This is a genomic window from Sporosarcina sp. P32b (assembly GCF_002743335.1).
Taxonomy (GTDB): Bacteria; Bacillota; Bacilli; order Bacillales_A; family Planococcaceae; genus Sporosarcina.
In genome coordinates this window covers 242634-262581 of record NZ_PDZB01000002.1, presented here as the reverse complement: position 1 = coordinate 262581, position 19948 = coordinate 242634, and the positions used below count along the sequence as shown (strand labels likewise).

At 42.8% G+C, this 19948-nt stretch carries 19 protein-coding genes; 18 read left to right on the top strand and 1 reads right to left on the bottom strand.

The genetic code is table 11. The features are described 5' to 3' along the window. Positions 1–5 precede the first annotated feature (5 nt). The 14 genes from CSV64_RS02890 (at position 6) to CSV64_RS02825 (ending at position 14835) form a co-directional block, all read left to right on the top strand. Positions 6–392 carry an Asp23/Gls24 family envelope stress response protein gene (locus CSV64_RS02890; RefSeq protein WP_099633545.1) on the top strand — a complete coding sequence of 129 codons (387 nt, stop codon included), beginning with the start codon at positions 6–8 and terminating at the stop codon, positions 390–392. 525 nt (positions 393–917) lie between these two features. After that, positions 918–1292, top strand: a complete 375-nt coding sequence (gene nusB / locus CSV64_RS02885) for a transcription antitermination factor NusB (RefSeq protein WP_099633544.1) — start codon at positions 918–920, stop codon at positions 1290–1292. 77 nt (positions 1293–1369) lie between these two features. Further along, complete coding sequence (gene folD / locus CSV64_RS02880; RefSeq protein WP_099633543.1) at positions 1370–2239, top strand: bifunctional methylenetetrahydrofolate dehydrogenase/methenyltetrahydrofolate cyclohydrolase FolD; 870 nt, start codon at positions 1370–1372, stop codon at positions 2237–2239. 63 nt (positions 2240–2302) lie between these two features. Next, complete coding sequence (xseA, locus tag CSV64_RS02875) at positions 2303–3652, top strand: exodeoxyribonuclease VII large subunit (protein WP_099633542.1); 1350 nt, start codon at positions 2303–2305, stop codon at positions 3650–3652. Between the two features lie 2 nt (positions 3653–3654). Further along, complete coding sequence (locus CSV64_RS02870; RefSeq protein ID WP_099633541.1) at positions 3655–3897, top strand: exodeoxyribonuclease VII small subunit; 243 nt, start codon at positions 3655–3657, stop codon at positions 3895–3897. Further along, complete coding sequence (locus CSV64_RS02865; RefSeq protein WP_099633540.1) at positions 3890–4774, top strand: polyprenyl synthetase family protein; 885 nt, start codon at positions 3890–3892, stop codon at positions 4772–4774. Before CSV64_RS02870 ends, CSV64_RS02865 begins: the two co-directional genes overlap by 8 nt. Before the next feature lie 142 nt (positions 4775–4916). Continuing rightward, positions 4917–6815, top strand: coding sequence for a 1-deoxy-D-xylulose-5-phosphate synthase (gene dxs / locus CSV64_RS02860; RefSeq protein WP_099633608.1), 1899 nt, complete (start codon positions 4917–4919; stop codon positions 6813–6815). Beyond that, positions 6812–7633: a TlyA family RNA methyltransferase gene (locus CSV64_RS02855; protein WP_099633539.1), complete on the top strand. Its 822-nt coding sequence runs from the start codon at positions 6812–6814 to the stop codon at positions 7631–7633. Before dxs ends, CSV64_RS02855 begins: the two co-directional genes overlap by 4 nt. A gap of 77 nt (positions 7634–7710) precedes the next feature. Then, positions 7711–8160 (top strand): transcriptional regulator AhrC/ArgR, encoded by a 450-nt coding sequence (gene ahrC / locus CSV64_RS02850; protein ID WP_099633538.1) that lies wholly within the window; start codon positions 7711–7713, stop codon positions 8158–8160. Between the two features lie 17 nt (positions 8161–8177). Beyond that, the gene (gene recN / locus CSV64_RS02845) at positions 8178–9878 is read left to right on the top strand and encodes a DNA repair protein RecN (protein WP_099633537.1); all 1701 of its coding nucleotides are present in this window, start codon (positions 8178–8180) and stop codon (positions 9876–9878) included. 110 nt (positions 9879–9988) lie between these two features. Continuing rightward, complete coding sequence (locus tag CSV64_RS02840) at positions 9989–10942, top strand: SpoIVB peptidase S55 domain-containing protein (RefSeq protein ID WP_099633536.1); 954 nt, start codon at positions 9989–9991, stop codon at positions 10940–10942. 228 nt (positions 10943–11170) lie between these two features. Continuing rightward, positions 11171–11965: a sporulation transcription factor Spo0A gene (gene spo0A, locus CSV64_RS02835; RefSeq protein WP_099633535.1), complete on the top strand. Its 795-nt coding sequence runs from the start codon at positions 11171–11173 to the stop codon at positions 11963–11965. 604 nt (positions 11966–12569) lie between these two features. Further along, entirely contained in the window at positions 12570–14123 is a 1554-nt protein-coding gene (locus tag CSV64_RS02830) for a flagellar assembly protein A (protein WP_099633534.1), read from the top strand. After that, entirely contained in the window at positions 14116–14835 is a 720-nt protein-coding gene (locus CSV64_RS02825) for a glycerophosphodiester phosphodiesterase (protein ID WP_099633533.1), read from the top strand. The genes CSV64_RS02830 and CSV64_RS02825 overlap by 8 nt, the downstream gene beginning before the upstream one ends. Positions 14836–14850: 15 nt before the next feature. On the opposite strand, the gene CSV64_RS02820 is transcribed toward CSV64_RS02825, so the two are convergent. Beyond that, complete coding sequence (locus tag CSV64_RS02820) at positions 14851–15093, bottom strand: DUF2627 domain-containing protein (protein WP_099633532.1); 243 nt, start codon at positions 15091–15093, stop codon at positions 14851–14853. Between the two features lie 211 nt (positions 15094–15304). Between CSV64_RS02820 and CSV64_RS02815 the strand changes: the two genes are divergently transcribed. From CSV64_RS02815 to CSV64_RS02800, 4 genes are all read left to right on the top strand, one after another. Beyond that, positions 15305–16399 carry a Leu/Phe/Val dehydrogenase gene (locus tag CSV64_RS02815; protein ID WP_099633531.1) on the top strand — a complete coding sequence of 365 codons (1095 nt, stop codon included), beginning with the start codon at positions 15305–15307 and terminating at the stop codon, positions 16397–16399. Positions 16400–16501: 102 nt separating this feature from the next. Further along, on the top strand, positions 16502–17929 hold the full coding sequence (gene lpdA, locus CSV64_RS02810) for a dihydrolipoyl dehydrogenase (protein ID WP_099633530.1): 1428 nt from the start codon (positions 16502–16504) through the stop codon (positions 17927–17929). 13 nt (positions 17930–17942) lie between these two features. Continuing rightward, positions 17943–18947 carry a thiamine pyrophosphate-dependent dehydrogenase E1 component subunit alpha gene (locus CSV64_RS02805; protein WP_099633529.1) on the top strand — a complete coding sequence of 335 codons (1005 nt, stop codon included), beginning with the start codon at positions 17943–17945 and terminating at the stop codon, positions 18945–18947. Beyond that, positions 18947–19930 (top strand): alpha-ketoacid dehydrogenase subunit beta, encoded by a 984-nt coding sequence (locus CSV64_RS02800; RefSeq protein ID WP_099633528.1) that lies wholly within the window; start codon positions 18947–18949, stop codon positions 19928–19930. The genes CSV64_RS02805 and CSV64_RS02800 overlap by 1 nt, the downstream gene beginning before the upstream one ends. Positions 19931–19948 lie beyond the last annotated feature (18 nt).

Sequence of the window (19948 nt, the reverse complement as noted above, 5' to 3'; positions counted from 1 at the left end):
GTGTAATGGCTGATAAAACAAATGCCTCGTTTGTCGGAATGACACCGTCTGGAGATGCTGAACTCGGACGAGTCCAGCTCGCACCTGAAGTACTCGAAGTCATCATTGGCATCGCCACGTCAGAAGTAAGTGGAGTGATTGCTACCCAAGGGAATTTCGCGTCAGGTGTTGCGGAGAAGTTGGGTAAAGTGATGTACGGAAAAGGTGTAAAAACCGAATGGGCAGACGAAGGACTAAAAATCGATGTGTATTGCATTATCGAGTATGGCCATTCCATCCCTACGATTGCGGCGAAGATTCAAAACGAAATTCGCCAAGCTATTTTGAATATGACTTCGCTTCATACACATGAAGTGAATGTCCACATAACAGGCATTCATTTCGAGGACTGAACGAATCTTAGTGAATGATAGTATAACTGAAGACAGACCTCCTAGTAGGTTTGTCTTCAGTTTTTTTGATGTGTGAGTTGGAGAAACATGGTGAGACTAATAGAGGGTCGGTGGGCATTGAGCGGTTACAAGCGATGATAGATCGGTTGGCGCAAAGTTATGAGCGGTTGCGGAATCTGATAGAGCAGTTGATGGTGATGATAGAGCGGATACGCATCAACTATGAGCGCTTTGATGAATGAATGAGCGATACTGACTTCAGTCCTCGCTCTTCATCCGCAACTTACACTTAAAACTCCAACAAATCGTTGGTCGTAAGTGGGAATTCACATCCGGAAGTGTCCATCTGAAATGTTGATCAACGGTGCATCCATCGTTATCAGCTATCCCTTACTCAACTATTTATGAACATCTTGACCAAAAATGAAAACTGGTGACATAAAATCGCTTGATTCCACTAGTTCTTTTCCTGCGTTTTGTGATATCATTAGGTTTTGAAGATGAGCGGTAGAGGAGATAACGATTATGAAACGACGAGAAGCACGTGAAAAAGCAATTCAAACACTGTTTCAGCTGGACAATAGTGAGATGAACGTGGACGAAGCGATAGGGTATATCGTGGAAACACCACTGGATTCATTCTACGAACAACTAGTTCGAGGTACAGCGGAACATTTGACAGAAATCGACAGTGAAATCACAAATAAATTGGAAAACTGGACCATCGACAGATTGCCGAAGATCGAAAGAACAGTGTTACGATTGGCTGTCTATGAACTCCTTCATAATGAAGAAGTTCCGAATCGAGTCATCATGAACGAAGCGATTGAGCTATGCAAGACGTTTGGTGACGAAAAGTCAGGCCGTTTTGTTAATGGGGTACTTTCTAAATTCCAATAACCGAAACCGTCACTACTAGTAGCAAGCTTGAGCTCGATAAACTTTCAGTACAAATAAAAAAGTTTGGTGGGAAAATCATGTCTAGTAAAAAAATTGATGGAAAAGCAATAGGGCAGGAAATCCGGAACGAATTAAAAGAAGAAGTCGCTTCTTTGGTCGCACAAGGGGTTCAACCTGGACTGGCTGTTATTTTAGTTGGGGAAAATTCAGCATCTGAAACTTACGTGAGAAATAAAGAGAAATCCAGCAAGGAAGCGGGTATGAAATCTGTGCTCACTAAATTGCCCGACACCGTGTCAGAAGAAGAACTGTTGGCTGAAGTGGAAAAACTCAACCAAGACGATACGATTGATGGTATTTTGGTGCAATTGCCGTTGCCGAAGCATATTGATGAAAACAAAGTCATTCGCGCGATCAGTCCCGAAAAAGATGTCGATGGTTTCCATCCGATGAATGTAGGGAAAATGCTGATCGGTCAAGAAACTTTCTTGCCATGTACACCATATGGCATTATGCAACTGCTTGAGCGTTCCAATGTAGAGATCGCGGGCAAGCACGCGGTGATTATTGGTAGAAGTAATATCGTTGGGAAACCGATGGGACAACTTCTATTGCAAAAAGATGCAACGGTGACGTATTGTCACTCTCGCACGGAAGATTTGAAGAAATTTACGTTACAAGCGGATATTTTAATTGTTGCCATCGGTATGGCTAAATTCATTACAGGTGATTACATTAAAGAAGGCGCAGTGGTTATTGACGTTGGTATGAACCGTGATGAAAACGGTAAGCTATGTGGAGATGTTGATTATGAATCAGCGGAGAAGCAAGCGAGCGCTATTACACCGGTACCAGGTGGAGTAGGTCCGATGACGATTACGATGCTATTGAAAAACACCGTCGAAAGTGCGGAGAATAAATTAAAAGCACGTACGCAAAATAAGTAATTCTACACGAGAGACGCTCTTCATGAGCGCCTCTCTATACATAAAAGGGCAGGTGACGGAAACATGTCCAATCTAACTTTTTTAACCGTTCAAGCGCTAACGAAATATGTTAAACGTAAATTTGACGCAGATCCACATTTACGTAACGTCTATGTAAAAGGTGAATTGTCGAACGTTAAGCTACATCCGTCTGGCCATATTTATTTTACATTGAAAGACGATAAGACGAGAATTCAGGCGGCCATGTTCCGTTCTCGTTCCAACACACTTCAATTTAAACCTGAAAACGGTATGAATGTACTGATCACAGGCGATGTGACGGTGTTTGAAACGGCAGGATCGTACCAACTCTATGTACAAACCATGGAGCCGGATGGTATCGGGGCGCTGTATCTAGCTTTTGAACAGTTGAAAAAGAAGCTTCAGCAAGAAGGATTGTTTGAAGAAAGATTCAAGCAACCTATTCCGCAAGTACCACAACGAATCGGCCTTATCACAGCTGAATCAGGTGCTGCGCTACGTGATATGTATTCGACAATTAACCGACGCTTTCCGATGGCGGAGATGTACCTGTTTCCTGCTCTCGTGCAAGGTCGTACAGCTGTTCCTTCGATTGTCAAAGCGATTGAACAAGCGAATGAAATGGCGAATGTCGATGTATTGATTGTTGGCCGAGGTGGGGGTTCCATTGAAGATCTGTGGGCATTTAATGAAGAAGACGTTGCACGTGCAATCTTCTCAAGCCGGATTCCGATCATCAGTGCAGTCGGACATGAAACCGATACGACAATAGCGGACTTTGTGTCGGATTTACGTGCACCGACGCCAACTGCAGCAGCAGAAATGGCGGTGCCCGATCAGCTTCAATTATTCCAACATCTAAAAAATCAACAGCGCTCGATTTATTTAGCGGTACAGACTTTAATTAAACAGTTGAATAAGCGTTTAGAAACGGCTCAAGCCGCCTATCCGCTGCAATATCCGGAACGATTATATCGGCCGTTCATCGAGAAGCTCGATAATCTTGAAGATCGTTTGCAACGTAGCAGTGAAGCAGTCGTTCAGGGAAAACGGATGAACTTCGATCGTTTATATGCAGGTTTTCAGTACTACACACCGATTCGACGTATACAGCTTGAACAGCAACAGACGAAACAACTCGAAATGCGTTTAAGTCGTGCTGCGGAACACACGATTAAACAGCGTCAGCAACAGTTTGTTGCACTGATGCGCATGATGCAAGCCTTGAACCCGTTACAAGTAATGGAAAGAGGATTTTCAATCGGTTATAAAGATCATGAAGTGATTAAATCTATAAACGATGTAGCCAGCGGAGATCAAGTAACGCTTCAATTAGCAGACGGATCTATTTCCACTATAGTAGAAGGAATCATTCCAAAGGAGGTCGAGTAAGGATGGCAGAAGATAAAAATATGCAATTCGAGCAGGCAATGCACCAGTTAGAAGAAATTGTACAGAAGTTGGAGGCTGGAGAAGCGCCTTTGGATGATACGATCACGTTGTATAAACAAGGGATGGAGCTTTCAGCCTATTGTCAGAAGAAATTGCAGAATGCAGAGAAACAATTGATTCGTATGATTGATCAAGAGGGTAACGAATCCTCATTTGATCCAACAGCAGGTGAGTCGAATGAATGAAAAATTACAAGCGTTTGTCGATGAAATGATTCCTGAAATTGAACGCGAATTGACGAACCAACTGGCGAAGTCTGATATTCCAGACGTTTTACACGAATCTATGATGTATTCCGTAGAAGCGGGCGGCAAACGGATTCGTCCGTTGCTAGTCATGGCCGTTTTATTTGATATGAAAAAAGATTCGGCAGATGCAGTAAAAGTCGCGTCTTCTGTCGAATTGATACATACATATTCATTGATCCATGACGATCTACCTTGCATGGATGATGATGATTTTAGAAGAGGGAAACCTACTAACCATAAAGTGTACGGCGAAGATGTGGCGACGCTTTCTGGAGATGCGATGCAGGCAATGGCATTCCAAGCGCTCGCAGATCTTCGAGAAACACCACCGGCAGCAGCGATTGAACTCGTTGGATTACTGGCGAAAGCTTCGGGTGCACAAGGGATGGTCAAGGGACAAGTCCTTGATATGAAAGGTGAACATCAATTATTGCCTCTAGCAGAATTGGAAGAAGTCCATATTCATAAAACGGGCGCATTACTCTCATACTGTATTGAAGCGGGTGCTGTGCTAGCACAGGCTACTGATGAACAGCGCGAGCAACTTCGCCGATTTTCTCGAAACATTGGGTTGGCATTCCAAATCCAGGACGACATTTTGGATGTAACAGCAACTACCGAGCAACTCGGTAAACCAGCAAACAGCGATACTTCAAGCGAAAAGTCGACGTACCCTTCATTGCTCGGGTTAGACGGGGCTCGCGAGCAATTAAAAGCACGTCATGAGGAAGCTTTACATGCGTTGCACTCCATTGGCTTAGGGGAGTCTATGTTGCAGTTGTTAGCAGATTACATTATTGAGCGAAATATGTAATTTGGGACCGTTATATTTGTGTCGCACGTTGTTACTGTTATAATGTAGAAAACAAACAGCAACTACTTGGACTACTGAACAAGAGATAGTGCGAACGTACGAATAGAAAGACCTACTTACTTGATGAAGGTGTGTGATCATGATGGATCTAACAAAGATTACCAATCCATCTTTTATAAAAGAGCTCGATAAAGAACAGTTGGAATCACTGGCGGCAGATATTCGTCATTTTCTAATTGAAAATTTATCGGTAACTGGCGGGCATATCGGACCGAACCTGGGTGTTGTCGAATTAACGATTGCGTTGCATAAAATATTCGACAGTCCAACCGACAAATTTTTATGGGATGTAGGACATCAGTCATATGTCCATAAAATTCTCACAGGCCGAGCTGGCGAGTTTGATACTCTTAGAAAATATAAAGGATTGAGCGGATTTCCGAAGATGGCGGAGAGCATACATGACGTATGGGAAACCGGCCATAGTTCGACATCTTTGTCGGCGGCTATGGGAATGGCTGTTGCACGAGATATTAAAAAGGAAAAAAGTTTTGTCATCCCGATCATTGGTGATGGTGCATTAACGGGCGGCATGGCACTTGAAGCTTTGAACCATATTGGACACGAGAAGACAAATCTCACGGTTATTCTAAATGACAATGAAATGTCTATCGCACCGAATGTTGGCGCTTTGCACTCGATTCTCGGGAAATTACGTACGGCTGGTAAGTATAATAACGTGAAAGACGAACTGGAATTCTTATTGCGTAAAATCCCAGCAGTAGGCGGTAGAGTCGCAACGGCGGCGGAACGTGTGAAAGACAGTTTGAAATATTTAGTAGTGAACGGGGTCTTCTTTGAGGAGCTTGGATTCACGTATTTAGGACCGATTGACGGCCATGACTTTGTGGAATTGGAACGTTCTCTTCAATACGCAAAGAAGATGGAAGGACCGGTATTACTTCATGTGATTACGAAAAAAGGGAAAGGCTATAGCCCTGCCGAGTTAGATAAAATTGGTACATGGCATGGTACGGGACCTTATAAGATCGAAACAGGAGATTTTGTGAAATCCCCTGTAAACGGCCCTGCTTGGAGTGCTTTAGTTTCGGAAACGGTGCGTAAGCTTGCGAGAGAAGACCGACGTATTGTCGCGATTACGCCTGCTATGCCTGTAGGGTCGAAACTTGAATCATTCGCAGCGGAATTCCCAGATCGATTTTTCGATGTAGGGATTGCGGAACAACATGCGACGACTATGGCTGCGGGACTTGCGGCTACTGGAATGAAGCCATTCCTTGCGATTTATTCGACATTCCTACAACGTGCATACGATCAAATGTTGCATGATATTACGCGTCAGAAGCTTAATGTCTTTATTGGTATTGACCGTTCAGGACTTGTTGGAGCAGATGGAGAAACACATCACGGTGTGTTTGATATTGCATTCTTGCGACATTTGCCGAACTTGGTCATTATGATGCCGAAAGATGAGAATGAAGGCCAACATATGGTGAAGACAGCTATCGATTATGATGAAGGTCCGATTGCACTTCGTTTTCCACGTGGCAATGGGTATGGTGTTCCAATGGATGAACAACTTCATACCATTCCAATTGGTACATGGGAAGTGTTGCAAGAAGGTGAAGATGCAACGATCTTAACATTCGGTACGACAATTCCAATGGCGTTCTCGGCTGCTGAACAATTGAAGTTACAAGGTAAAAATGTGGCGATTGTCAATGCGCGTTTCATTAAGCCAATGGATACCGATTTACTGGATGAGCTATTTGCTAAAGGTAAACCAATCATTACAATCGAAGAAGCTGTACTTGCTGGAGGATTCGGTAGTGGCGTGTTGGAATATGCAGAACAAGTGGGTCATACGGGAACGATCTTCGAAAGAATCGGTATTCCAGATGAATTCGTTGAACACGGTAGTGTCGATAAATTACTTGTTGAAATCCATATGACACCCGATCACGTAGCTGAAGTTACAGCAGCGGCTATTCAACAAGCAACGGAAAGAGCGAAAGTATGAGTACATCTATAAAAAAAGAGCGAGTGGATTTATTGCTAGTAGAGCGTGGATTAACAGAATCCCGTGAACAAGCGAAACGATCCATCATGGCGGGACTCGTTTATTCTGATACAGCAAGAATTGAAAAAGCAGGGGAGAAAATTGCGGTTGATGCCCCGTTAACTGTAAAAGGACCTGCGATTAAATACGTAAGTCGTGGTGGCTTGAAATTGGAAAAGGCGTTAGAGTCTTTTCCTATTTCTGTGAAAGAAAAGATGGTTCTTGATATTGGGGCTTCTACGGGTGGCTTCACGGATTGTGCACTGCAAAACGGTGCGAAACATTGTTACGCACTGGATGTTGGGTATAACCAACTTGCTTGGAAAATCCGTCAGCACGAACAAGTAACGGTGATGGAGCGACAGAATTTCCGTCATGCGACTGTTGATTTGTTTACAGAAGGGTTACCGGAAGTCGCTACAATTGACGTTTCATTCATTTCATTATCATTGATTTTACCTGCACTAAAGAACATTATCGTACCCGGTGGTCAAGTGGTGGCACTAGTGAAGCCTCAATTTGAAGCGGGTAAAGATAAAGTGGGTAAAAAAGGAATTGTCCGCGATCCAGCGATCCATCTAGAAGTGTTGGAAAAAATTGCTGCGATGGCAGTGGTGGAAGGATTTTCCGTTAAAGGTGCTACGTACTCGCCTGTCACAGGTGGAGAAGGCAATATTGAGTTCTTGTATTATTTAGTAGCCGAAGACGACGCGGTCACCGATTTTACAACGGAAGATTTCAAGCAATTAATCAAACAGGCACATAATGATTTAACATAACGCGCAATGAGTTGCGCGTTTTTTAGATGATTAGTATAATTTTGTTTATGGACTCAACAGAATCGGAGTGAATAAAATTGAATAAAGGACAACGACATTTACGTATTAGAGAGATTATTACGAACCGTGAAATAGAAACGCAAGATCAGCTAGTCGAAAGTCTAAAAGCTGCGGGTGCCGATGTCACACAGGCTACGGTTTCACGTGATATTAAAGAAATGCACTTGATTAAAGTGCCTTCACCTTCAGGCAATTATAAATACAGTCTACCTCCTATCCATCGCTATAATACGGAAGAGAAATTGAAGCGTATGCTTGAAGACGCGTTTGTGGGCATCGATAGTGCCAGTCATTTTATCATGTTGAAAACGCTTCCGGGTAATGCGCAGGCGGTTGGATCACTTGTCGATAACTTGGACTGGGATGAAATGCTAGGAACGATTTGCGGCGACGATACATGTTTGATCATTTGTCGTGAAGAATCTCAGACAGAATACGTAAAAGATAAATTATTATCAATGCTATAAGCGAGGTGAGGATTTCTTTGTTAAGCGAACTTTCGATTAAAAACTTTGCTATTATTGAACAACTTGAAATCACATTTGACGACGGTCTAACGGTGCTGACTGGTGAAACGGGTGCTGGGAAGTCCATTATTATTGACGCTGTCCAGCTGCTCGCTGGCGGACGAGGCTCACAGGAATTTATTCGCCATGGTGCAAAAAAGGCTGAACTTCAAGGACTTTTCACGATTGATAAAAATATTGAAAATGTAACGGAGAAGTTGACGGAATTTGGCATTGATACCGAAGAAGGTATTGTGATTTTACGCCGGGATATAAGTGCCAGTGGAAAATCTGTTTGTCGCGTCAATGGTAAACTCGTGACAATTGCTATATTGCGTGAGATTGGCGCTATGCTGATTGATATTCACGGACAGCATGAAAACCAAGAATTAATGAATGAAAAACGTCATATTCATTTGCTAGATTTTTTTATTGGCGAGCCAATTGAACGTGCGATGTCAACATATACCGAGTTATATGATAAATATAAAAAACTCCAGCAACTCATTGCGGCTAAAACACAAGATGAACAGCAAATTGCCCAGAAAATTGATTTATACAAATTCCAATTAGAAGAAATCGATGCAGCGAATTTGATGATCGGTGAAGAAGAGGAGTTGGAGTCTGAACTCGTAAAGCTCCAACATTTTAATCGGCTATTTGATCGCTTGAATACGTCTTATGAAGCATTGTCTTTAGAGTCGCATGGACTCGATTGGGTTGGCAATTCAATGAGTGATCTTGAAGAAGCTGCTTCAATTGATGAAGATCTTAAAACGATGTCTGAAACGGTTAACTCTTCATTTTATGCGCTTCAAGATGTTTCGCATGATTTAAAAAGGATGATCGATGGTATGGAATTCCAGCCGGATCGATTGGAGTTCGTCGAAGATCGATTAGCATTATTTTTGACGTTGAAACGAAAATATGGCAAATCACTTGAAGATATTTTAATTTATCGAGATAAAATTGCTGATGCGCTCGATCAACTTGTCAATCGTGACGAAAGATTGCATCAAAACCAAGAATTATTGGCACAATACGTAGAAGATCTTGAAATAGAAGCGAATGAATTATCGATTATCCGTAAAAAAGAGGCACTGTCTCTCGAAAAAGGGATTGAAGAGCAGTTAAAACAGTTATATATGGAAAAAGCTACATTTAAAGTACAAATTCAGCAAAAACAACCTCGTCAATTTGACGCTAATGGATTTGATGAAGTAGTATTTACGATTTCAACCAACTTGGGCGAACCGCTTAAACCATTGGTACGAGTGGCGTCTGGTGGCGAATTATCACGAATGATGCTGGCGTTGAAAACAATTTTTTCTCAACATCAAGGTGTCACATCGATTATTTTTGATGAAGTGGATACCGGAGTCAGTGGACGCGTAGCGCAATCCATCGCGGAAAAAATTTCCATGATCTCCAGTCATTCGCAAGTGTTATGTATTTCGCATTTACCGCAAGTGGCTGCAATGGCAGATCATCATTATCTCATTAAAAAAGAAGTGCATGATGGACGAACAACTACAGCGATTCATGATGTGATGAAAACAGAACGTACCGAGGAATTATCTCGTATGCTTTCTGGTGCAGAAATTACCACATTGACGCTTCAGCATGCTGAAGAACTTTTGGTTCTAGCCGATCAACGTAAACAAGAATTCCGTAAATAAAGCTTGAAATCATAACGTTTCCCCCAGGAATGGGCACTGTTTATTTTACCCTTTCATACTTTCTCTTCGAAAGGACATACCAAAGGTATCTTTCGTTGAGGAGGTGAAACATGGGATGGAATAAATCTTTCAAAACGCTCTTAGCGCTCGTCCTGATGCTCTGCCTAGTGCCTGGAATTTCATTAGCAAATGAAGAAACGCTCATACCGATGGGTGACTCCATTGGTATCCAAATGGATTTGAGTGGGATTTATGTCACGAGTGACGTCAAGGTGAGTCAGCAGGAATGGCTAAAAAAAGGCGATATAATTCGCCAATTGAACGGTACGGATACGAAGCAACTTGTTCATTTTGAACGGGCTTTACAAAAAGATAGCGCTACGATGATACTCGACGTTTTGCGTAATGGGAAGAACGAAACCATTGAAGCAGATCGGTCGCTCATTAAGCGCGTCACACCCTTTCTGAAGGATCGAACGGAAGGTACGGGGACGTTGACGTATGTCGACCCGGAAAGTGGCACGTATGGTGCGCTGGGGCACCAGATTATTGATAGTACGTTACAGTCTGCTCCGTCTTTTGAAAAAGGCGCGATTTATTTATCTGAAATCAGCCAGATCAAGAAGAGCTCTCCAGGAATTCCGGGTTACAAAATTTCTTCCATTATTGATCAGAATAATTTGCTTGGAAATATTCAAATCAATAATGTCTATGGAATATTTGGTCATTGGAAAAAGGCTAATAATAAAGTGTTGGCTGAACCCCTTGAAATTATGCAACCGTTTGAATTGATGATCGGCCCTGCAGAAATTTACACTACGGTAGAAGGTTCGACTGTAGAGAAATTCACCATCCAAATAACGAAGATAGAAGAAGAACAATTCCACATCCTATTGACTGACCAGAAACTGCTGAGCAAGACAGGCGGGATCTTGCAAGGCATGAGTGGGAGTCCTGTGATCCAAAATGGTAAGTTTGTCGGTGCTATTACGCATATGTTCGTGGACGAGCCGGAAAAAGGGGCCGCGCTGTTCCTAAAAACGATGAGAACGAATGAGAAGTGAAAAAGTAGCCTGTGCCTAAAATGCACAGGCTGCTTTTTTTCGTATATGTGTTCGATGTAAAGAAAAGAGAATAAAGTCGAAATAGGTAGAAAGCATCGTTCAGAAGTATCATTTTGCGTGAAAATTTAAGTAAATGTAGAATTTGCCATTTAGATGACTTACGATAATAGGAGAGAAACAGCGGGAGAAAGAAATGGATGACCGATTTTATATCAGGGGGAATGGGTAATGGAAAATGTGAAAGTAGCAATTGCTGACGATAATAAAGAACTTGTGAAAACGATGATGTCTTATTTTGAAAAGCACGACGAAATAGAAGTAATTTGGACAGCGAATAATGGGCAAGTATGCTTAACGATGTTAGAAGAAGAGCGACCGGATATTTTATTGTTGGATATTATTATGCCGCATCTGGATGGTATTGGGGTACTGGAGACGCTGAATGAAACGAATAAAATGGGGGATATGCAAATCATGATGTTGACGGCTTTCGGACAGGAAAACGTCATGTCACAAGCTGCAAATCTTGGTGCTTCGTACTTCATGTTGAAGCCGTTTGAATTCGACCGTTTGATCGGACAAATCTTTAAAGCAGCTGGGAAACCGAAAAATACTATGCCTTCGTTTGTCGTGCAGGAATCAGCCCAACAGACAGGTGTCGTTACTCAGAAAGTACTCGATACGGCAATTACGTCGATGATTAAAGAAATCGGCGTGCCAGCTCATATTAAAGGCTATGCGTTTTTACGCGAAGGAATTCAGATGGTGTATAGTGATGTAGAGTTGCTTGGATCGGTCACGAAGATTCTGTACCCGGATATTGCGAAAAAGTATAATACGACACCATCCCGTGTGGAACGTGCAATTCGTCATGCGATTGAAGTGGCATGGAACCGTGGAAATTACGATTTGATTTCGAAGACGTTCGGCTATACAGTGCATCATTTGAAGAGTAAGCCGACAAATAGCGAGTTTATTGCAATGATTGCGGATAAAATCCGTTTGGAGCATATGGTGAGCTAATCGAAGTGACAAAAGGATAGAGTGTTTATGGAAACCAACTAATCGGGTGTATTAGTTGGTTTTCGTTTGTAGACGGGTAAGGATGACGGTGGATACGTTAGGGGATTTACGGTTTAGCTGGATTTGTTCTGGAGGGGCAGGATTATTCCGTTTTTAGTTGGATAGGTGAATACTTAATGCAAGCCAATTCGTTTGCGCTCATTAATTCGTGTAAGTGATCATACTTTCTCTGCAACTGCTCTTAACTTCTGTAAAGTGCTTATACTTCATTCGTACCCGCTCTATACTGACGTTTAAGCGCTCATAAAGTTTATCTAGCCGCTCATTACGCATAATGACCTCGCTTGATTTTGAAAATAATTTATAGTTAACTAAAATTTCACGAACGTTCTGCGACTCATACCTCCATACAAAATCAGCTGTGTTTTATGCATAAACTATGCAGTAGACAAATTGTAGGGATAAAGTCAGTATTTATTTCGTAGCATAAGAAAATCGGAGAACCCTGTGAGAAAATGCTTATTTACGCGGTGTTACCACAAAAAGAGCTACCTCTAGTGCGTTGCAATCTTCTATACTAGTAAATAAAGAGGGAGGGATTTCGTTGTTAGTTGAAAATGAATATTTTGAACTTCTAGAAGAAAACAATAAAATTATCATGAACACTAAAAAAGTAGGATATCCGCTTAAGTCATTTGACGCACTGGCTTCTGATATTCCTAGATTGAAACTGAATTCATTCAAGGAGCTGATGAAAGCTCTGCAAACGGTAGGTCAACATGATATTGGGTCGTACTCCGCTCCTTGTGAAGTATATATATCACCTAGTAAAATGAAGGTAGAATTGTATATTCATGCAACAAACGAAGAGTTTCTTGCAAATAAAGAGCAGTTCCTGAAACAGGCAGAAGACATGCTGGACCAAAGAGACGTGCACTACGACAAAGAAAGTCTGTTTAGCTTAGCGTACCTTCCAAGTAATCCGATCATTATTGCGGTAGGCAAAGAACCCGTCCAAGGAGAAGGTGCACAGGTCGAGTATATTGAGATGCCGGATCGTAAACCCATTCTTCGCGATGATGGCTCAGTTGATCACTATGAGTTGAATTTCGTAACGCCAATTGTGAAAGATGATTGGCTGGGTGAAAAGACGCCTGCTCAAGAAGGATTTGAAGGCTATAACGTCTTTGGTGAACCGATAGCGGCGAAAAAAGGCGAGGACATTAAACTAGTTTATGATCGGAAATCTGTCGGGGAGTTTGAGGAAGATGGCAAAATCATCTTACGCGCCTTGCATGGCGGCGCACTCGAAGAACTGAATGGGGCAATCAGTGTAGGAAAGCAATTGATCATTCCGGATGATGTGGGTACAAAAACTGGATCGATTACATTTGATGGTTCCGTGCGTGTAATGGGAACGGTTTCGGCTGGCTTCTCAGTCAATGCGACAGGGGATATTTCTATCGAAGGAAAAGAAGGCGTTACAAACGCGAAGGAAATCTACTCTGAAGATGGCGACGTCTATATTAAAGGCGGTGTCTTTGGTGGAGGAGAAACTATTATTAAGGCGAAGAAAAACGTCTTCGTCAAGCATGCGAATAACTGCAAGATCTACGGGGAACGAGTGAACATCGGTCTCTATTCACTTGGATCTGAATTATACGGCGATCATATTTTTATTGATAAACATAAAGGTCGGATCATTGGTGGTGTTGCAGAAGCAATGTTTTCCATCGAATGTGCGTCGGTCGGCAATAGCCATGAGCGTTTGACGAAACTTATCGTCAAAGGAGTCAATAAAGAAATGGAGCTCGAAGAAATTCAACGACTTGCAGAAAAACTCAAAGCGGAGCATGCAGAACTGAAAAAACTTGAGATGACGCTCGATAAAATGGCGAGTGTTAAAGCGAATCTTCCTGCTACTCAGTTGGATATGTTAGAAAAGACATTGCAGGCAAAGCAGCAAGAAATTGTATCACTCGATCAGACAATCAAAAATAAGCTGCAACTTGTGCAAGTGGCTAGTACGCCTAAAATTGACATCACGCGTGAAGCACATCCTGGTGTCCAAATCGTTATAGGCAGTAAAAGTAGCATGTTGAGTCGTATAACAAAAGGTGTTTTCGAAATAACGAGCGAAGGAGTATTAAATGTCTGACAGTAAAATATTTGCACATCGTGGCGCATCTGGAAATTATTTTGAAAATACGATGCGGGCTTTTTTAGGGGCTGTACAAAAAGGTGCGGATGGAATCGAATTGGATGTGCAACAATCGAGCGACGGACAATTGGTTGTCATTCACGACAATGAATTACTGCGCCTCGCTGGAATTGATCAGCGCATTGATCAATTGACGTCACAGGAACTGCAGGAAATAAAAATAGGGAAAGGCAGATACAGGCGAATGTTTGGCCATCCCATCCCTCTATTATTTGATGTAGTTACTTTCTGTTCTGAACATAATTTGGCGCTTAATGTCGAATTAAAGGAAACGGTGTATGGTCAAGCGGCTGTACTTGAGCAAATCTTGCATTACGTAGAACCATTAACAGACGTACATCTCTCTTCATTCGATTATGAGACGGTGCGTCTTGTAAGAGCGCTGGATCCTGACATGGAAACGGCTTTATTGCTTAGAAAAAAATCAGTAGACTGGCAGAATCTTAATTCGTATGATGTCGATGCATTTCATTTTCATAAGCGATTATGGAAAGATCCGTATAAGAGTCATCTGCTTGAAAGTGGTAAGATATTACGAATGTACGGGGTAACGGGTGCGGAATCATTTATATCCAATACACCTGAAGTGACAGGCTGGATTACAGATTATCCGAAGCGTGTACGCAAAAAAATAAAAGGATCAAGGTAATGCACCTTGGCCCTTTTATTTTAAGTCTTTTTTAAATCTGTCAGCTGCTCGTCCAGATCTGCGGTCTCGGCGTAATAAAAAGCCTGCAAAGAATCCAAGACCTCCAGCGAATAGTATGAAACCGCCTAAAAATTGCATCCAAATGAATGGGAATGGCGGAAATAGATGTCCGAACAATGAATCTCGCATTAATTTTATTCCGAGAGCCGCTGCAATCCCTGGAATCAACAGTACAATAAACGCAACAAGACGTACCATATCATTCAACCCCTCACCTATTTAATTTTACCGTGTGGTCATGGATTGTCAAGGACTCTGCCATCATGTACGATATAGGTAGATTGTTTACAAAACTCTTGCGGAATTAATGGCCAAAATGTGTCAGATTTGCATTTTCTTCGTAGGAAATTTAGAATCAGTACCATACGCATGAATCTTTATAATCTTTTACTAGCCTGGAGGGATACTTATGGAATTGTTTACGTACATGGAAGATCACGACTATGAGCAACTGGTGCTTTGTTATGACAAGACATCGGGATTGAAAGCGGTTATTGCTATTCACGACACGACACTTGGACCGGCACTTGGTGGCGCGCGCATGTGGACGTATGCTAGCGAGGAAAATGCGATTGAAGATGCATTGCGACTGGCTAAAGGCATGACATACAAGAACGCTGCAGCAGGTTTGAATCTCGGTGGCGGAAAGACAGTCATAATCGGAGATCCGAAAACGGATAAGAACGATGAACTGTTCCGCGCATTGGGTCGTTACATAGAGGGGCTGAACGGACGCTATATAACAGCGGAAGACGTTGGGACTACTGAATACGATATGGACTTAATCCATTTGGAAACAAATTTTGTTACAGGTATCTCTTCAGGAGAAGGCACGTCAGGAAACCCTTCCCCGGTTACTGCACTAGGTATCTACAAAGGAATGAAAGCCGCTGCGAAAGAAGCATTTGGCGATGATTCACTTGAAGGTAAAACCATTGCGGTTCAAGGTGTTGGAAATGTTGCGTACACACTTTGCGAGTACTTGCATGAAGAAGGCGCAAAATTGATTGTCACGGATATCAATGAAGCAGCAGTCCAGCGTGCGGTAGAGGCATTCGGAGCAACAGCGGTTGCGACGGACGCGATTTACTCACAAGAAGCGGACATCTTCGCTCCATGTGCTCTCGGTGCGGTAATCAATGACGAAACGATTCCACAACTGAAAGTGAAAGTTGTTGCAGGTTCTGCTAATAACCAATTGAAGGAACCAGAACACGGTGATCGCTTGCATGAAATGGGAATTGTTTACGCTCCAGACTACGTAATCAACTCAGGCGGAGTAATCAATGTGGCCGACGAATTGATTGGATACAATAAAGAGCGTGCACTAAAGCGCGTAGAAGGTATTTACGATACGATCCTAAAGATATTTGCTATCTCAAAGCGAGACGGTATTCCATCCTACCAGGCTGCTGATCGTTTGGCAGAAGAACGTATTGCAAGAGTTGGCGCAACGAGAACGACATTCTTGCGCAACGAAAAAAGTATTATATCAAATAAATAATTTAGTAGATGAGTCATAGCGGTAGGCAGGGTGCACCTGTCCACCGCTACACTCGCCTGTCTACATTTATTTGAATACTGTAAGCGAAGGGAGTCCTTTACGTTGAGTAAAGAATATGACGTAGTGATATTAGGTGGCGGAACGGGCGGCTATGTTGCAGCCATTCGCGCGGCTCAATTAGGTTTAACAACAGCCATTGTAGAAAAATCCAAACTTGGCGGTACGTGTTTGCATAGCGGGTGTATCCCGAGTAAAGCGATGTTAAAAAGTGCGGAAGTCTATCGCGTAACACGTCAAGAAGCGAATGAATTTGGCGTGAATACGGGAGATGTCTCATTGGATTTCTCACAAGTACAAAAACGTAAAGGTAAGATCGTCGATCAATTGCATGCGGGCATAGAAGGATTGATGAAAAAAGGTAAAATCGATGTCTATCATGGGACAGGTAGGATACTAGGAGCTTCCATATTCTCCCCGATGCCTGGAACTATTTCCGTGGAAATGGATAACGGTAATGAAAATGAAATATTGATTCTGAAAAATCTCGTGATTGCTACTGGATCAAAACCAAGATCATTACCTGGACTCGAAGTAGATGAAAAGTCTGTAATGACATCCGACGGAGCTCTATTAATGAATGCGCTTCCATCTTCTATAACGATTATCGGTGGCGGTGTGATCGGCATCGAGTGGGCTTCTATGCTAGTAGATTTTGGTGTCGATGTAACAGTCATGGATCGTCTGGATCAGATATTGGCAACGGAAGATCGTGACGTAGCTGTCGCGATGCATAAAGCGCTCGAAAAGCGCGGTGTGAAGTTCATCTTAGGTGCTGAAATTCTGACGGAGTCGTTGCAGAAAAACGACAGTGAAGTCACAATTTCTTATAAGCTAGGTAATGATGAACAATCTATCACGAGCGAGAAAATGCTAGTGTCTGTAGGGCGTGCTCCAGTGATCGATGATATCGGTTTACAAAACACCGATATCCAAGTCGAAAAGGGCTCGATTCAAACGAACAATCATTATCAAACTAAAGATGATCATATTTATGCAATCGGTGACGTGATTGGTGGCCTTCAATTGGCGCATGTGGCGGAACATGAAGGATTGCATGCGATCGAACATATAGCAGGAAAACAGGTGGATTCGATTGATTACGATCTAGTACCACGTTGTGTCTACTCCTACCCGGAAACTGCGGCAGTCGGCGTGACAGAGCAACAAGCGAAAGATCGTGGGTTTGATGTGAAGATCGGCAAGTTCCCGTTCAAGGCAAACGGTAAAGCATTGGTTAACGGTCATGCAGATGGATTCGTGAAAATCATTGTTGATCAGCAGACGGATGATATTATCGGCGTCCATATGATGGGTTCGCACGTAACGGATCTAATTTCTGAAGCGGGCTTGGCGATGGTGATGAATGCAATTCCTTGGGAAATATCCTCGGCAATTCATCCTCACCCAACATTATCTGAAGCGTTCAGTGAAGCGGCATTAGCGGTTGATGGGCTAGCCATTCACATGTAAAGGAGGAAGTGGAATGAGTAATCGGCATATTGAATTGGGTTTGACAGATGAAGATGTGTTGCAAATGTACGAGACGATGTTGATGGCACGTCGTTTAGACGAGAGAATGTGGTTGCTAAACCGCGCAGGGAAAATCCCGTTCGTCATTTCTTGTCAAGGACAGGAGGCGGCGCAGGTAGGAGCTTCATTCGCTCTGAATAACGAAAAGGACTGGATTGCACCGTATTACCGTGATATGGGAGTTGTCTTACATTTCGGCATGACGCCGAAAGATTTGATGTTATCGGCTTTCGCCAAGGCGGAAGATCCGAACTCCGGTGGACGGCAGATGCCAGGTCACTTTGGCCAGCGCAAAAATCGTATTTTGACAGGGTCTTCACCTGTTACAACGCAATTACCGCATGCTGTCGGTGTTGCACTCGCCGCTAAAATGAATAAAGAGGATTTCATCACGTTCGTAACTCTTGGTGAAGGTTCTTCCAATCAGGGAGACTTCCATGAGGGCATGAACTTTGCCGGTGTGCATAAATTACCGACAGTGATTATGGTGGAAAATAATAAATATGCAATCTCCGTACCTCTTGAGAAACAAATGGCATGTGAGAATGTCTCTGATCGTGCAATCGGTTATGGTATGCCAGGCTACACAGTTGACGGAAGAGATCCGCTGACAGTGTATGAAGTGGTGAAAAAAGCGGCAGACCGTGCTAGAAACGGAGAAGGTCCGACATTAGTCGAAGCGGTATGTTATCGACTGACTGCACACTCATCGGATGATGATCAACGTCAATATCGTGATGCAGAAGAGCTTGAGGACGAAAGAAAACAAGATCCGTTATTGTCATTCATTCATTATCTGAAAGAAGTCAACGTCTTGACGGATGAAAAGTATGAAGAAATTGAAGAGCGAGTGAAACTGCAGGTCGATGAAGCGACAGAGTATGCGGAGCTTGCCGAATATGCAAAGCCAGAACATGCACTGCGCTATGTCTATGAAGAAAAGGGAGGCGAAGCATAATGGCCGTTCGTTCATTTATAGATGCGATCAACCTGGCAATGAAAGAAGAAATGGAACGTGACGACCAAGTATTCGTACTTGGAGAAGATGTCGGCCGTAAAGGCGGCGTGTTTAAAGCAACAACTGGTCTATACGATCAGTTTGGTGAATACCGTTCGCTAGATACACCATTAGCTGAGTCTGCTATTGCGGGTGTGGCGATTGGTGCTGCGATGTATGGTATGCGTCCGATTGCTGAAATGCAGTTTGCTGATTTTATTATGCCTGCGGTGAATCAGATCGTCTCAGAAGCGGCGAAAATTCGTTATCGTTCGAATAATGATTTCTCTTGTCCAATCGTCATTCGCGCTCCTTTTGGTGGTGGCGTTCACGGAGCTTTATATCATTCACAGTCAGTGGAATCGATGTTTGCTTCGACACCTGGTTTGAAAATTGTCATTCCATCTACTCCTTACGATGCGAAAGGTTTGCTAAAAGCGGCAGTGCGCGATGAAGATCCCGTGCTATTCTTCGAGCATAAGCGAGCGTATCGGTTAATCAAAGGGGAAGTTCCAGATGATGATTATGTATTGCCGATCGGGAAAGCAGATGTAAAGCGTGAAGGAGAAGATCTAACGATTATCACGTATGGCTTGTGCGTGCATTTCGCACTTCAAGCTGCAGAACGTTTAGCAGAAGATGATATTTCTGTCCATATACTGGATTTACGTACAGTGTACCCGTTAGATAAAGAAGCGATCATTGAAGCGGCTTCGAAAACAGGCAAAGTTCTATTAGTAACAGAAGATAACCTAGAAGGCAGCATCATGAGTGAAGTTTCGGCTATCATTGCAGAAAATTGTTTATTTGAATTGGATGCGCCAATCAAACGATTAGCAGGCCCCGATGTACCTGCGATGCCATATGCCCCTTCTATGGAAAAGTTCTTTATGATGAATCCTGAAAAGGTCGAAAAGGCAGCAAGGGATTTAGCGGAATTTTAACTAAGGAGGCGTAAAGAA